11 protein-coding genes are annotated in these 15,433 nt (G+C 47.0%); all 11 read left to right on the top strand.

Going from position 1 to position 15,433, the window contains the following annotated elements:
• Positions 1–778: glucose-1-phosphate thymidylyltransferase RfbA (gene rfbA, locus J6I68_RS12410; RefSeq protein WP_292220749.1), on the top strand; the 778-nt coding region annotated here is incomplete at its 5' end.
• Between the two features lie 89 nt (positions 779–867).
• Positions 868–1,431 carry a hypothetical protein gene (locus J6I68_RS12405; protein ID WP_292220747.1) on the top strand — a complete coding sequence of 188 codons (564 nt, stop codon included), beginning with the start codon at positions 868–870 and terminating at the stop codon, positions 1,429–1,431.
• A gap of 73 nt (positions 1,432–1,504) precedes the next feature.
• Positions 1,505–2,050 (top strand): dTDP-4-dehydrorhamnose 3,5-epimerase, encoded by a 546-nt coding sequence (rfbC, locus tag J6I68_RS12400; RefSeq protein ID WP_292220745.1) that lies wholly within the window; start codon positions 1,505–1,507, stop codon positions 2,048–2,050.
• Positions 2,047–3,048: an ABC transporter permease gene (locus tag J6I68_RS12395; protein WP_292220743.1), complete on the top strand. Its 1,002-nt coding sequence runs from the start codon at positions 2,047–2,049 to the stop codon at positions 3,046–3,048. The genes rfbC and J6I68_RS12395 overlap by 4 nt, the downstream gene beginning before the upstream one ends.
• A gap of 39 nt (positions 3,049–3,087) precedes the next feature.
• On the top strand, positions 3,088–4,485 hold the full coding sequence (locus J6I68_RS12390; RefSeq protein ID WP_292220741.1) for an ABC transporter ATP-binding protein: 1,398 nt from the start codon (positions 3,088–3,090) through the stop codon (positions 4,483–4,485).
• Positions 4,486–4,495: 10 nt separating this feature from the next.
• Positions 4,496–6,661 carry a class I SAM-dependent methyltransferase gene (locus tag J6I68_RS12385; RefSeq protein WP_292220739.1) on the top strand — a complete coding sequence of 722 codons (2,166 nt, stop codon included), beginning with the start codon at positions 4,496–4,498 and terminating at the stop codon, positions 6,659–6,661.
• A gap of 6 nt (positions 6,662–6,667) precedes the next feature.
• Positions 6,668–8,782 carry a glycosyltransferase gene (locus J6I68_RS12380; RefSeq protein ID WP_292220737.1) on the top strand — a complete coding sequence of 705 codons (2,115 nt, stop codon included), beginning with the start codon at positions 6,668–6,670 and terminating at the stop codon, positions 8,780–8,782.
• A 151-nt stretch (positions 8,783–8,933) separates the two neighbouring features.
• Positions 8,934–11,051: a glycosyltransferase family 2 protein gene (locus tag J6I68_RS12375; protein ID WP_292220735.1), complete on the top strand. Its 2,118-nt coding sequence runs from the start codon at positions 8,934–8,936 to the stop codon at positions 11,049–11,051.
• Positions 11,052–11,120: 69 nt separating this feature from the next.
• Complete coding sequence (locus J6I68_RS12370) at positions 11,121–12,773, top strand: ribonuclease J (protein ID WP_292220733.1); 1,653 nt, start codon at positions 11,121–11,123, stop codon at positions 12,771–12,773.
• Between the two features lie 195 nt (positions 12,774–12,968).
• Positions 12,969–14,399: an MBOAT family O-acyltransferase gene (locus J6I68_RS12365; RefSeq protein ID WP_292220732.1), complete on the top strand. Its 1,431-nt coding sequence runs from the start codon at positions 12,969–12,971 to the stop codon at positions 14,397–14,399.
• A gap of 9 nt (positions 14,400–14,408) precedes the next feature.
• Entirely contained in the window at positions 14,409–15,308 is a 900-nt protein-coding gene (locus tag J6I68_RS12360) for a hypothetical protein (protein WP_292220730.1), read from the top strand.
• The last annotated feature ends 125 nt before the right edge of the window (positions 15,309–15,433 follow it).

Here is a 15,433-nt window from a genome sequence, read left to right as displayed (position 1 = left end):
GCCAATGATCTATTATCCTCTCTCAACCCTGATGCTTGCAGGTATCAGAGAGGTGCTTATAATCTCAACTCCAAGAGACCTTCCTATGTTTGAGGAGCTCTTTGGGACCGGAGAGCAGCTTGGCATGAGCTTTAGCTATGCAGTTCAGGAGCAGCCAAGAGGCCTTGCTGATGCATTCATAATCGGCGACAAGTTCATTGGTTCTGACAGTGTAGCCCTGGTGCTTGGCGACAATATCTTTTACGGACAGAGCTTTTCTAAGCTCCTTAGAACCGTTGCTGCAAGGGAGACTGGTGCCACGATCTTTGGTTACTATGTAAGAGATCCAAGGGCTTACGGCGTTGTTGAGTTTGATGAAAACGGCAAGGCCATCAGCATTGAGGAAAAGCCTGAGCATCCAAAGAGCAACTACGCAGTTCCAGGTCTTTACTTCTACGACAACAAGGTTGTAGATATCGCGAAAAATGTTAAGCCTTCAGCAAGAGGCGAGATTGAGATAACAAGTATCAACAACGAGTACTTAAACCGCGGCGAACTTCAGGTTGAGACCATGGGACGAGGCTTTGCTTGGCTTGATACTGGTAACCATGATGCGCTTTTAGACGCTGCTGATTTCGTCTGCGCATTCCAGAAGAGGCAGGGGCTTTACATCTCCTGCATTGAGGAGATCGCATATAAGAGAGGCTTCATTGATAAAGAGCAGCTGCTCAAGCTGGCTGAGCCTCTTATGAAGACAGACTACGGCAAATACTTAGTGGAAGTTGCTAATGGGCTGTGAACACCTGGTGAGGTTTTTGCGAACCTGGTGAGAACGTGTTCCGGCGAGCGAAGCGAGAGCGGAACTTCATTGTGAATTATGGGGGAATTATGGACAGACGCGTTTTTCGAATGGCTATACTGACCATAATAAGTGCATTTATCTTGGTACTCTTGATCGTTTACGCCACCAATGCCAAGAAGATCAACGAGCTTTTTGGTTGGGGCCAGTCAAAAGAGATTGAGACAGAAGTTACTGAAGACGTAACCCAGGAGGAAGTCTTCACCGGGGACCAGATTGGTGACGACCTGGGAGCCTTTATGCTGGATGAGGACTTTTTTGATGAGACAGAAAAAGTACCATCAGTGGTTGTAAGAAAGAAGACAAGCGCTGGTAATGCCAGTTCATCAGGCGATTCTGCAGGTGGCGACGCCTTGGTTGGTGATGATGGAATTGCAGATCCTGATGGACAGGGTGACGCTGACGACGCTGCAGGAATGGCAGTGGTTGGGCAGGTGACAAATCCTAATCCTGAGTATCCATCTATGTATCAGGATGATGCCACAGGGGCTTCAGGCTATCTTACAAGCGTACCGGATGCGCCGCCTGGAGGATTCGGACAGTTTATTCCATCAGATCAGACTATCACAGGGACACCAGTTGGTACTCCGTAAGGAGCATATGACAGGGAGCTTAATGCTCTTTTCCCTAAAAATATATAAGTTATAAGGAGATTGTTGCAAAGCAATGGGCAAGATTACAGTAGAAACATGTGAAATTGAAGGTCTTAAGATCATTACACCTCAGGTGTTTGGTGACGCCAGAGGATATTTTATGGAGACATACAGCCAGAGGGATTTTGCTGAGGCAGGTATCGATGTTCCTTTCGTTCAGGACAACCAGTCAGCCAGCACACAGGGCGTTTTAAGAGGCCTTCACTATCAGATAAATCACCCACAGGACAAACTGGTTCGCTGCATCAGAGGCGAAGTGTTTGACGTAGCTGTGGATCTTAGGCGCGATTCCAAGACCTTTGGAAAGTGGCACGGGGTTATCCTTTCAGAGGAGAACAAGAAACAGTTCTTTGTTCCAAAGGGATTTGCACATGGCTTTTATGTAATTTCCGAGTATGCTGAGTTTGCATATAAATGTTCAGATTTTTACACACCTGGCGACGAGGGCGGTCTTATCTGGAATGATCCGGATATCGGCGTTGAGTGGCCACTTGTTGAGGGTGTAGCACTTAATCTTTCAGACAGGGATACTAAGTGGGGAGGAATCAAGGAGTTTTGAAAGCTGGTTCTAAGAAAATCTCCAAGGGCGTAGCTCTTGGAGCTTTCTACGTGCTAGCCCTGGCGCTGGCGCTACTACTTATTTTCCATAACAATCCATTAGAGGATCCGGATACTGCTCTTCTTAAGAAGATCTGCGGCTGCTTACTTATCGGTATCAGCTGCATTTTGGTGTTTTTCTGGTACGACAGGCTGCTTGTCCTGCCGGTTGAGCTCTTTCACTCAAGAAAGCTCATCAAGCGCCTTGCGGTAAACGATTTTAAAAAGAGATACGCCGGATCATATATGGGAATAGTGTGGGCACTGGCTCAGCCGGTGGTCACTGTTTGCATGTACTATATTGTCTTTGACAGGGTATTCCAGTCCAGAGCACAGGCGGTGTCTGACGGCGTAACAGTTCCTTATGTGTTATTCCTTACAGCAGGCCTTGTTCCCTGGTTCTTTTTTTCTGAAGCGCTGACCAACGGAACAACGTCGCTGCTTGAGTACAATTATCTGGTGAAAAAAGTTCTTTTCAAAATAAGCATACTGCCTATCATCAAGATCATTGCTGCCATGTTCATCCACGTGTTCTTCACCTGTGTGCTGATGATAATTGCCTGCATCTATGGCTATTATCCAAATATTTACTGGCTGCAGCTGATCTACTATATAGGCTGTGAGTTCATTCTGGTGCTGTCACTTAGCTACGCCACCTGCGCAATCGTGGTGTTCTTCAGGGACCTTTTGCAGATCATCTCAATTGGCCTGCAGCTGTTCCAGTGGGCAACGCCTATTTTGTGGAACATCGACATTGTGCCTGACAAATACAAGTGGATAGTCAAGCTAAACCCAATGACCTACATCGTTGAGGGATTCAGGAATTCAATCTACGGAGATTCCTGGTTTTTTGAGCACTTCTACTCTTCAACATATTTTTGGATCTTTGTGGTTGCAGCATTCTGTATTGGAACGCTGATTTTTAAGAGAAGTAAGACGCACTTCGCAGATGTGCTGTAAATGGCGCTTTGTGGCAAGTGAACTATAGATTGGAAATTTATGGATAAAGATACTGCGATTGAAGTAAAAAACCTGACGAAGGTTTATAGACTCTACGACAAGCCCATGGACAGGCTCAAGGACTCCCTTGGACTTATGCGGAAAAAGAAATACAAAGAGCATCTTGCGCTGAATAACGTGACTCTTTCCGTAAAAAAGGGTGAAACGGTTGGTATCATCGGAACCAACGGCTCAGGTAAGTCCACGATCCTTAAGATCATTACTGGCGTTCTGTCACCTACCCAGGGCGAAGTCAATGTAGATGGCCATATTTCAGCTCTTTTGGAGCTGGGAGCAGGCTTTAACATGGAGTATAACGGAATCGACAACATCTACCTTAATGGTATGATGATCGGCTTTTCCGAGGAAGAGATAACAAAGAGACTTGATGCAATCCTAGAGTTTGCCGACATTGGCGACTATGTATATCAGCCAGTCAAGACCTATTCAAGTGGTATGTTTGTGCGTCTGGCCTTTGCAGTTGCCATCAACATCGACCCTGAGATCCTTATTGTCGATGAGGCTCTTTCTGTTGGAGACGTGTTCTTCCAGGCCAAGTGTTATCACAAGTTTGAGGAGTTCAAGAAGCAGGGCAAGACCATCCTCTTCGTATCACACGATCTGTCCAGCATCAGCAAGTACTGCGACAGAGCAGTTCTCCTTAACCAGGGAGTCCTCCTTGGAGAGGGAACTCCCAAGAAGATGATCGACATCTACAAACAGGTCCTGGTTGGCCAGTATCCACTACCTAAGGGCGATGGAGAAAACCTTCTGGATGATGAGGATATACGTAAGGCCGCAGCAGATGCTGCGAAGGATGCCGATTCAAAGGTGGGTAAGGACGGTATGAAGGACAAGAAAGGGAAGAAAGCTGACTCCAAGGCCAGTTCTGATGCCGGACAGTCAGGTGCTGCAGACAGCAAGGAAGCTGTCGCCGAAAACCCAGACCTTCTTGAGTACGGCGACGGCGCAGCCACCATCACCGAGTACTACGTAACTGATGAAAAGGGCACTCGCACCAACTCCATCATCAAAGGCTCAGAATTTACCGTGCACATGCGCGTCAAGTTCCTTAAAGACGTTGCAGCACCAATCTTCGCCTTTACCTTCAAGAATATCATGGGCATCGAGATAACCGGCACCAACTCAATGGTGGAGAAAGCCTTTTTAGATCCGGTAAAAGCAGGCGATGAGAAGGATATTTCCTTCACCCAGAAGATGACCCTCCAGGGCGGAGAGTACCTACTTAGCTTTGGAGTTACAGGTTTTGAGCAGAACGACTTTACCGTTTATCACAGGTTGTATGATGCCCTGAACGTCACCGTAGTATCTGATAAAAACACCGTCGGTTATTACGACATGAACACTAAGTGCACAGTAGTTGATGCTGAGCATTGAGGAAACATATATGCAGGAAGAGATTAAGATTGGGGGAGTATCCCTGAATTTCAAGCACTACTCAGGGGTTGATCTTTATAGCGATGGCGCCATAGAGAACGACCTCCTTGAGATAGTCAAAAAGTATAAAAAAGAAGAATATCAGAAGGTGATCGAGGAGAGGAACAGCTGGCCTATCCTGTACCACCTGTCTGAAAAGCGCTCAAATATCGTAGAGTGGATTCCCATGGACCCAAATGCCAAGGTTCTGGAAGTGGGCTCCGGGTGCGGCGCCATAACTGGCATGCTCTCTAAAAAGGCCAGAGAAGTCGTTGCCTGCGACCTTTCCCGTCGCCGCTCTGAGATCAACGCCACAAGAAATGCTGAATGTCAGAACGTAACTATCCACGTGGGCAATTTCAGGGATATTGAACCTGACCTTCCCAAGGATTTTGACTACATCTTCCTTATCGGCGTTTTCGAGTATGGCCAGGGCTACATTGGAACAGACACTCCTTACGAGAGATTCCTTCGCATGCTTAACCGCCATCTGAAAAAGGGCGGACGTATCGTTATTGCTATCGAGAACCGACTTGGACTTAAGTACTTTGCTGGCTGCGCTGAGGATCACCTTGGCAGCTACTTTACAGGAATTGAAGGGTACTCCGCAGATTCTGTTGCAAGGACCTTTAGTAGGAACGGCCTTATCAACATCTTCAAGAAATGTGGCATGAATGAGTACCATTTCTACTATCCATATCCTGACTACAAGCTCATGACTCTTTTGCACTCAGACTCATACCTTCCAGTCCACGGAGAACTTCAGGACAATGTCAGGAACTTCGACCGGGACAGAATGGTTCTTTTCAACGAGAAAAAAGCTTACGAAGAGCTTATTAAAGAGAACATGTACCAGGAGTTTGCCAACTCTTTTGAAGTTATCTTAGGACCTGGTTTTGATACGATCTATAGTAAATATAGCAACGACAGAGTTGATGAATTCAAGATAAGGACAGACATTGCCATCGACCGCGCAGGCCGCAGGATCATCAAGAAGTTCCCTCTTACTGAGGCGGCAAAAGAGCATGTCCTTGGCATAAGGGATGCGTACCTTGGCCTTGTGGAGAAGTACAGAGGCGGAGACCTTGAAATCAACGACTGTCAGATTAGCGAAACAGAAGGCTGCGCCATTTTCTCTTTTGTAAATGGAGTACCTCTCTCATCACTGCTGGATCAGTGCATTGACAGGGACGACAGGGAAGCCTTCGACGCTCTGGTGGGTGAGTACATTAAGAGAATAGGGTACAAGCCCGATTACCCTGTTTCGGACTACGACCTTATCTTTTCAAATATCATGGTCAACGGCCCTATCTGGACCATCATCGATTACGAGTGGACCTACGGAAAGTGCATTCCAGTCAAGGATCAGCTGTGGCGCGCTATCTACTGCTACAGGCTTGAGGACAGGAAGCGCGAGCACTTTGATGTTAAGCCTGTCTATGAGAAGGTCGGCCTTACTGAAAAAGACATGAAGGACCTCCTTGAAGAGGAGTACGCCTTCCAGAAATATGTAACAGGAAATCGCAAGTCCATGGTTGAGATCTGGCGCGGCATTGGCCGCAAGACCTTTGTGCCAAAAGAGCTTTTGGGTAGCGCAGATGCAGCAAGACCAGACGACTGCGTTCAGGTTTACCTGGATGAGGGCGAAGGATATTCAGAGGATGACTCTTTCTTCCCAGAGGAGCAGTACAATGAGAAGAATGAGATAAGTCTCGACCTTAGGATTTCAGGGGACTGCAGGACTGTCCGCGTGGATCCGGCCTTTGCACCATGTATCGTCACGATCCTTGATGCAACCTGGAATGACAAGCCTATTTCAGACAGCACCTGCAATATTAGCATCCATCCGGTGAACGGCCAGTGGATCTCTGATGATTCATTTGTATTTGACAGTGATGACCCTAACATTGAGTTTGGCCTTGAAAACGAGGCGGGCAAGATGGACAGGAATCACTTAAAGCTGACTCTTTTAACCACCATTGTTCCTGCAAATGCAGCACAGGCGGTGGCGGAGTCCATTCACACCGATGAGCCCCAGGGGGAAAAAGCTAAGAAGGGCAGCATCATCGGCAAGATAAAAGGAAAGATCAGACAAAGGCGCGAGGAGCGCTTCTACAAAGATGAGGAGTGGGATTAAGGGGATATGTTAAAAGACCTTGCTAAGGGTACGCTTATCAGAAAGCGGACAAACAAATACAATAAGCTCTTGGCATCCAAGACTTCTGCCTACGACAAGTGGCAGAGGGCAAGGGAAAAAGAGCCTGTTCAGGCGGCAGAGGCTCCGGTTCAGTACGAGACTGCTGAAAATGGTGAGCTTGTGCCTAAAAAACTACCTGAGCCAAATGTTAAGGTTGTGCCCTATGGCAAGGTTTGGGAAGTCCAGGACAATAAGAAGGATGAGACTACGGTCTATCTTTTTGTAAGTCCTAAGGGTAAGCTTGTGAAGAAGGCCTCTGAGGTTGTTAAGCAGTACTTCATCGCACACCCTGAGATAAACGTGGTTTACGGCGATGAGGACGAGCTTGGAAAGGGCGGAAAGTTCATCCATCCTTACTTTAAGCCTGACTGGTCTCCTGATTCATACTTAAATGCTTTCTATATCGGCAGCTTTTTTGCCTGCAGGGCTGTAGCCATGCACGAGGCAGCTGCAGAGTACGACAACGCAGTAAGGATGCTGGGCGGAACTGCCCACAAGAAGGGCTCTGTTGAGCAGACTGGGCTTGAGGCATCTCTTTTGTCTGCAGACGTACTGTTCTGTATGCTGGCAATTCATGAGCATGCCTTCGGAAAAAGAACCGGTCTCGAGTTCCCAATCGGTCACATAAGGGAAGTTCTGTTCCACAGAAACCCTGAGCAGGACGTGTTCTACGGAAGGAGCTTCCACACATCAAGGCATATGCTGCTGTCCCCAGCTACAGTCAGCATCATCATTCCATCAAAAGACCATCCTGAGGTTTTGCAGCAGTGCCTTAATTCAATAATCGAAACAACCGGCGATGACAACATCAAGTACGACATTGTCATTGTTGATAATGGAAGCAACGCTGCAAACCGTGTTAAATACGGCGTTTATGCAAGTCGCGCTGAGAGAAAGAACGGCCTGACCAAGATAAACTATATCTACAAGACCCAGGAGTTTAACTTTTCTGCAATGTGCAACCAGGGAGCAAAGAACTCCTCTGGTGAGTACCTGCTGTTCTTAAACGACGACATAGAGTGTGTCAAGGAAGGCTGGATGCGTGAGATGCTGTCCCAGGCCCAGCTTAAGCACGTGGGCGTTGTTGGAGCCAAGCTTATTTACCCGGAGACAGATCTTATCCAGCACGCAGGAATTGCCAATGTTCGTCGCGGTCCTGTTCACAAGCTTCAGAAGATGCACGACAACAAGAGCCACTACTTTGGCTACAACCGCGGTATTCACAACATGATCGGAGCAACAGCAGCCTGCCTTATGGTGAGCCGCAAGAAGTTCAACGACGTGGGCGGATTTCCAGAGGAGCTCAAGGTTGCCTTTAACGACGTGGATTTCTGCTACAGCATGCATGAAAAGGGCTACTACAATGTGTGCTGCAATCACATATATCTGACGCATCACGAGTCCCTGACAAGGGGCCTTGATAACCTTGATCCCAAGAAGATGGAGAGGCTTGCAGTTGAGGGGGATACCCTTATGACAAGGCATGCTCACCTCTACAACGTGGATCCTTTCTACTCACCTCACCTTACTGAGGATGAGACTATTTCTGCAATCATTCCTAAGGAAGACTACACTGCTCCTGAGGATATACCATTTGCAACAGCAAGCATCCACGAGCGCGGTATCCACGGCGCAAGGGAAGACCAGTGCCTGAGGATCGGCTGCGAGTACAACGGAACCATGGATAACTGGCTCTACGGCGTTACGGCAAAGAGCAACGAGGAAGGGTACTTCCTTAAGGGTTACAGCTTCGTTATCGGTTCAGATAACGCTTACTTTGAAAAGAGACTATTGCTGCGCCTTGTGCAGAGATTCGAAGACGGCGCAGGCCCAGTAGGACCCAAGGTGTACAGCTTTGCGCCTTACGTGTGGTACCGCCCTGACATCAGGGTTAGGCTTGCTGACCAGGTTAATGTGGACCTTACTGGCTATAAGCTCAGGATCAAGAAGGGGCTGTTGCCACCAGGATACTACCAGATCGGAATGCTGGCTATCGACAAGACCAGCAGGCTAAAGCTTGTTAACTGGGTTCCGAATATACTTAAAATAAAGAACACATAGTCATGACAAGCTCTGCTTGCAGAAAGCTTGGCATGACCATGTGGGCTAAACAAATATGAGGAAGTAGCACGATAGTGCGAATTCCGAATGTTTGTAGATTTGCGAGAGCGCAGCGGAGCAAATCGTATTTTATGAAATACTGGAGAGATAGATGTCAGAAGAATTAGATTATAAGGCCGCTTACGAGCGGGAAAAACTAAAGACAGCTGATCTTGCAGGAAGAATTGCTGAGCTTGAAGATAAGAACCAGGAATTAGAGTTTAAGCTTAACAGGATAAAGAATAATCCTATCTGGAAGGCCTCAACACCAGCTAGAAACGCTATGCACTGGGTGATCAGGCAAAGGGACAGGATCAGGAACCAGGGGTCACTTCGTGGCGTCATTGCCAAGATCAAGTACAAGCAGATCGAGAAGAAGGCAATGACTCACTACGGTACAGAGAGTTTCCCATCTGAGGAAACAAGAAAAGAGCAGGAAGCGGCTGTGTTTGAGAAGATGCCACTGATTTCCATTCTGGTACCACTGTATAACACACCAGAGAAGTTCCTTAGGGACATGATCGAGTCAGTGCTTGATCAGACCTATAAGAACTGGCAGCTGTGCCTTGCAGATGGCTCAGATAACGAGCACGTGGGGCTGGTGCAGGGTATTGTAGAAGAGTACATGGCAGATCCGAGAGCTAAGGCCGCAGCAAGTGCAGCAGGCACTGCAGCGGTGACAGATCAGGCAGGCTCAAATGGCTGCAAGATCAAATACCAAAAGCTCTTTAAAAACGAAGGCATTGCAGGCAATACCAACCACTGCCTGGAGCTGGCTGATGGTGAGTACATAGGTCTTTTCGACCACGACGATATTCTTCATCCGGAAGTTCTCTACTGGTATGTGAAGGCGATCAACGAGCAGAACGCAGATTACATCTACTGCGATGAGACCACCTTTAAAAATGATGACATCAACAAGATGATCACCATGCACTTTAAGCCTGACTATGCAATTGATAACTTAAGAGCCAACAATTACATCTGTCATTTCAGTGTGTTTAAGAGATCTCTTCTTGATGGAACGGAGCTTTTTAGACCTAAGTTTGACGGAAGTCAGGACCACGATATGATCCTGCGTCTTACTGACAGGGCAGAGCACATCGTACATGTGCCAAAGCTTCTCTACTACTGGAGAAGTCATGCGGCCTCAGTTGCTTCAGATATTTCAGCTAAGCCTTATGCTATTGAGGCGGCCAAGGGTGCTGTTGCAGATCACCTGCGCAGACACGGCTACGATCACTTCAAGATAACAAGCACAAGGGCTTTTGAGACGATATTCAAGATCACCTATGAGGTTAAGGGAACACCAAAGGTTTCAATTGTGATCCCTAACTGCGAGCATGCAGAAGACCTTAAGAGATGCATTGATTCCATATATGAGAAGTCTGTTTACGACAACTACGAGATCATCGTTGTTGAGAATAATTCAAAAGGTAGCGAGATACGTGGCTACTACGAGGAGCTTAAGAACGGCGGTCTTAAGGACATCGTAAAGGTTGTGGACTACACAGCCTGGAAGGCAGAGCAGAATGGAGCTGATTCGTCGCAGCAGGGCGCTGCAACAGAGGGCTTTAACTACTCCGCAGTTGTAAACTACGGCGTCAAAAACTCCACAGGCGACTATGTGATCCTTCTTAACAACGACACTCAGGTCATCACAGTTAACTGGATCGAGGAGCTTCTCATGTACGCTCAGCGTGAAGACGTTGGTGCAGTAGGAGCTAAGCTCTACTTCCCAGATAGGAAGATCCAGCACGCAGGAGTTGTGCTCGGTCTTGGTGCCCACAGAACAGCAGGCCATTCACATTATGGTCAGGCTGGTATGAACCTTGGATATATGGGACGCCTGTGCTACGCCCAGGATGTAAGCGCAGTTACAGGTGCCTGCCTCATGGTGAGCCGTGCAAAATATGATGAAGTTGGTGGCTTCGACGAGGGCTTTGCAGTAAGCCTTAACGACGTAGACTTCTGCCTGCGCCTTAGAGAAAAGGGCTACCTCAATGTCTTTACACCATTTGCAGAGCTCTACCACTACGAGTCCTTATCCCGCGGCCTCGACCTTGAGGGCAAGAATGCAGCCCGCTATGACAAGGAGTCAGAGCACTTCAGGACCAAGTGGAAAGAGGTGCTTGAAAAGGGAGATCCATATTACAACCCTAACTTCTCCCTTGACAGGAGCGACTACAGCCTGAATGTAGAAGGCTATTCAAGCCTCAGGGTTCAGTAAACATTTCATAAAACTATTAAGGCCTCAGAGCGTGGTGACCCTGAGGCTTTTTTCAAAAGGAAGACAAAAATGGCTGACAACATTAAGATCATTCCCCTTGGCGGCTTTGACAAGATCGGTATGAATATGACGCTGATAGAGTCGGGGGGCAGCATCATTGCTGTGGACTGCGGTATGTCTTTTCCCCCGGATGATATGCCCGGCGTATCTGCCATGATCCCGGATGTCTCATACCTTAAGGAAAACGCAGACAGGTTCAAGGGCTTTGTTCTGACACATGGACATGAGGATCACATCGGAGCGCTGCCATACATTGCCGGCGATTTCTCCGTTCCCGTCTATGGCACGCCTCTGACCATTTCCATGGTTGAAAAGAAATGTCAGGATTTTGGAATAAAGGGCGTAAAGACCAAGGCAATAAAGCTTGGAAACACCATTGTTGTAGGGGATTTCAAGATAGAGTTTATCAAAACTGAGCACAGCATTCCGGACGCAGCCATGCTGGCGATCTACACTTCTCAGGGAATAATCCTAAGTACCGGGGATTTCAAATTTGACTTGACTCCGGTTGTGGGCGGCGCCAGCGACATGTCAAGGCTTGCAGCCCTTGGAAATAAAGGGGTTCTGGCAGTCCTTTCAGACAGCACCAACGCGGCCTGGAGAGGGTTCTCTAAGTCTGAGCATCATGTCTATGACCAGCTTGACAGGTTCTTTAGCTCCTACCAGGAAAACAGGCTGATCATCATCACCTTTGCAACAAACATAGATCGTATTCAGCAGATCATCAATCTTGCTGAAAAACACGGCAGGAAGATCGTCCTTGAGGGTAATCTCCTTCTTGATGTATTTGCCATGGCAAGAAAGCTTGGATATGTGAAGGTGCCAGATGACATACTGGTAGATCCAGGCAGCGTCGATAAATACTGGGACGACGAACTTGTCTTTTTGACCACTGGCAATCACGGAAAGTCCGTTCAGGCTATTTCTGAGATCGCATCCGGAAGTCACCCATATATCAGGATCAAAAAAAGCGACGTGGTCCTGTTTAGTTCAGTTGCGATCCAGGGAAATGAGATAGAATTTAACAGGACTTTGAACACTCTGGAGGAAAAGGGCGTAAAAGTGGAGTTTCAGGATCTTCATGCCACTGGACACGCGTGTGCAGATGAGCTTAAGCTTCTTTTCTCCATGGTGCGCCCCAAGTTCGTGATCCCGGCCCATGGAGAGTACAAGTCAAGGCGTGAGGCAAAAAAGATCGCATCAGAAGTGGGGATTTTGCCTGAAAACATCCCGCTGATCCAAAATGGAGATATCGTCCTTCTTGATAAGGATGGCATCGAGGTTTCCGGAAAAGTGCCTTTAAATGAGATACTGATCGATGGCTATGAAAAGAGACTCATCGACAATTCAGTTATCCGCGACAGGCGGCAGCTGTCTGAGTCAGGAATAGTGATAGCTTTAGTTTGCATAGATAAGCAGTCAGGAAGGATAGTATCTCCTGTCAAGCTCATCAGCAGAGGCTTCATGGACGAAAAAAGATTTGATGAGCTGTCAGACAAACTAAATGAGATTATATCAAAAGAAATTTCAAGGTTTATCGGACAGGGAGTTTACGATGAGAGAGTAAGGCGTGGCATCAGCAGCGCCGCGAGAAAATTTATCGAAGAAAATACTGGAAAAACTCCTTTGGTAATTGCCCAGGTAACTGATGTGATGTTATAATCTAGTAAATGGGGATTTGTTACAAAATACAACGCGTTAGCGAAGGCTTTTATGATGCGGTTTATGTTACTCTTGCACCTACGGAGTAAATATTCCGGTCGTGAAAAGATATGTATAAATGTAGCAGAATATGAATGGAGGCATTAGCCTCTGTTTGTGTTCTGCTTTTTTATTTGCAAAAAATGGGGGATTGATATGACGCTACAGATCACTACAGTTACTTTTTTGATAATATTGCTCATAGCCTTTCAGCTTACACCAGGGAGGTATCGCAGATGCGTTCTTCTCTTTGGAAGCATAGTCTACATCTGCTTTGAAGGAGGTCTTCTTGGAATTGCGGCAGTTACCCTGGTCACCCTCATTACCTGGGCTTTAGGAAGAGTGGTGTCAGGGCGGAAAAGAGCTTTCGTCGCCGCGATCTCTTTTCTCGTGCTGGTACTGTTTGGCTGGAAGATCCTGGCTTATATTGTCGGACGTGCAGACATGGCGGGACTTACAGGAGCATTGAATCTTCCTGTACCCATTGGCCTTTCTTTCTTTACATTCCAGGCTATCAGCTACATTTCTGACATCTACGCAGGACGCATAGAACCTGAAAAAGACATTTTAAGTTTTGCACTTTACATGATGTTTTTTCCAAAGTGGATGAGTGGACCTATAGAAAGAGCCGGGACCTTCATGGAGCAGCTGCAGTTCCAGGGAAAGATAAGAGCCTACTCTTTTCACCGCATCACCCACGCAGCAGCCTATATAGTCTGGGGGCTGGTGCTTAAGTTCCTTATTGCGGACAAGCTTGCTATCGTGGTGGACAGCGCCTATGACGATCTGACTGTGCTGGGTCCTGTAGTTCTTTTCCTGGTGTCAGTTCTGTATACGATCCAGATATACTGCGACTTTGCGGGATACACGGACATTGCGATCGGTATTTCCAAGCTCTTTGGAATTGACCTTACCAAGAATTTCAGAACGCCTTACATGGCTGAGAATATCACGGATTTCTGGAGAAGATGGCACATTTCCCTAAGCAGTTTCCTTAAAGACTACATCTACATTCCTCTTGGCGGAAACAGAAAAGGGGCTCTTCGCAAGCACCTTAACACTGTGGCGGTGTTTGTTGTCTGTGGTCTCTGGCATGGCATTGGCCTTAGCTTCCTTGCCTGGGGATTACTTCATGCGTTCTATAGCATAGTAACAAGTCTCATCAAAAGCACAAGGCTTAAGTTCCTAACAAAGGGCACAGTTGGCCGCGTGATCACCTTCCTTTTAGTTAACTTTGCATGGATATTCTTCAGGGCAGGGTCCCTACGGCAGGCTCTTATGTTTGCAAAGAATATGATCCCTTTGTTTAACGGGAATGAGGCCCTTGCAGGCCTTGGATTTCAGAACGGGCTTATGCTGGGACTTAGCGAGGTCAATTGGTACATAGTCTTTATCTGTATCATTACCTTATGGGTTATGGACTATGTTGCAAGCAAAAGAGATACCATCACGCCAATGGTGCTTATTGCAGGACTTAGCGACAACAGAAGAGCTGTAATCCTTGCAACAGTACTGTCACTGGTCCTTCTGTTTGGAGAATATGGCTGCGGAGCCGAAATCCGCCAATTTGTATATATGAATTTTTAGGAGTTTAAGTTGGATAAAAGGACAAAGAAAAAGATTCTGGCTTGTGTTATAAGCCTGCTCATAATTGTCGGCTCAGTGTTTGTGGCCAGTAAGGTGCTGAAAGAAAACTCGGAGCACGGTGTCAAGCAGTGCATCGCCATGTACGATCAGCCCCAGAGGACGATAGATGTGCTGGTATTAGGCTCCAGCCACGTTCACTACGGCATAAACACTGCAAAACTATGGGAAGACTATGGCATAGCGGCTTATGACTATTCCTCTGCCGAGCAGCCCCTGTGGGTTTCCTATCACTACCTTATTGAGGCCTGTAAAACTCAGAAACCCAGTGTCGTGGTCCTGGATTTCTTTTCCCCGGCTGCATTTGACGAAGATCACAAGTACAAGTATAAATTTCTGTCTGATTCCCTCTATGGGTTTAAGTTTTCTGCAAACAAGCTGAATATGATGCACGCCTGCTTTGACGGAGATCTGAAGCTTTGGAACAAGTATTTCCCTGGATTTGTGGGGTATCATGATCTGTATCAGGACGCAGAGCTTGAGGATTTTTACAAGCTCTTTGCAGATTATGAGGATTTCAAGGGCTTTACCCCCTACTTCAAGATGGATTCTGTGGCGCTCTATCAGCCCAATACCGAAGATGTTCTGGCGCCTTCTGATAAATCTGTGAAGTACCTTAAAAAGATTGTGGACTACACAAGGAAGAATGGAATAGAGCTCTATATCACGGTGGTTCCCTACAGCTTAAATGCCGAGCAGGTAACGGATGTGGTGCAGCATGAGGACCAGCGCTACAACTGGCTTGAACAGTACGTGGATGAACTGAAGGCTATGGGCGATGAGCATGTTTACTTCGACTACACCTTCAAACACATGGAGTCATTTGACCTTCGCTTTGATAGTGTCAAATGATCTATGAAAAAACTGAGTCAAAAAAATAGGCTCAGATGAACCTTGAAAATCGCAGATATTTACATTGAGGTAACCGGACGCCACCCTTGACAGCACAATAAATAACTGCTGACGGTTAATCACCG

The organism is Butyrivibrio sp. (assembly GCF_017940685.1).
Lineage (GTDB): Bacteria > Bacillota > Clostridia > Lachnospirales > Lachnospiraceae > Butyrivibrio.
This window is presented reverse-complemented; position numbering and strand designations above follow the sequence as displayed.

What these genes read in the sequence shown, in the direction of transcription:
- J6I68_RS12405 (WP_292220747.1), top strand. Translation starts at nt 868, where the DNA reads ATGGACAGACGCGTTTTTCGAATGGCTATACTGACCATAATAAGTGCA.
- rfbC (WP_292220745.1), top strand. Translation starts at nt 1,505, where the DNA reads ATGGGCAAGATTACAGTAGAAACATGTGAAATTGAAGGTCTTAAGATC.
- J6I68_RS12390 (WP_292220741.1), top strand. Translation starts at nt 3,088, where the DNA reads ATGGATAAAGATACTGCGATTGAAGTAAAAAACCTGACGAAGGTTTAT.
- J6I68_RS12385 (WP_292220739.1), top strand. Translation starts at nt 4,496, where the DNA reads ATGCAGGAAGAGATTAAGATTGGGGGAGTATCCCTGAATTTCAAGCAC.
- J6I68_RS12380 (WP_292220737.1), top strand. Translation starts at nt 6,668, where the DNA reads ATGTTAAAAGACCTTGCTAAGGGTACGCTTATCAGAAAGCGGACAAAC.
- J6I68_RS12375 (WP_292220735.1), top strand. Translation starts at nt 8,934, where the DNA reads ATGTCAGAAGAATTAGATTATAAGGCCGCTTACGAGCGGGAAAAACTA.
- J6I68_RS12370 (WP_292220733.1), top strand. Translation starts at nt 11,121, where the DNA reads ATGGCTGACAACATTAAGATCATTCCCCTTGGCGGCTTTGACAAGATC.
- J6I68_RS12365 (WP_292220732.1), top strand. Translation starts at nt 12,969, where the DNA reads ATGACGCTACAGATCACTACAGTTACTTTTTTGATAATATTGCTCATA.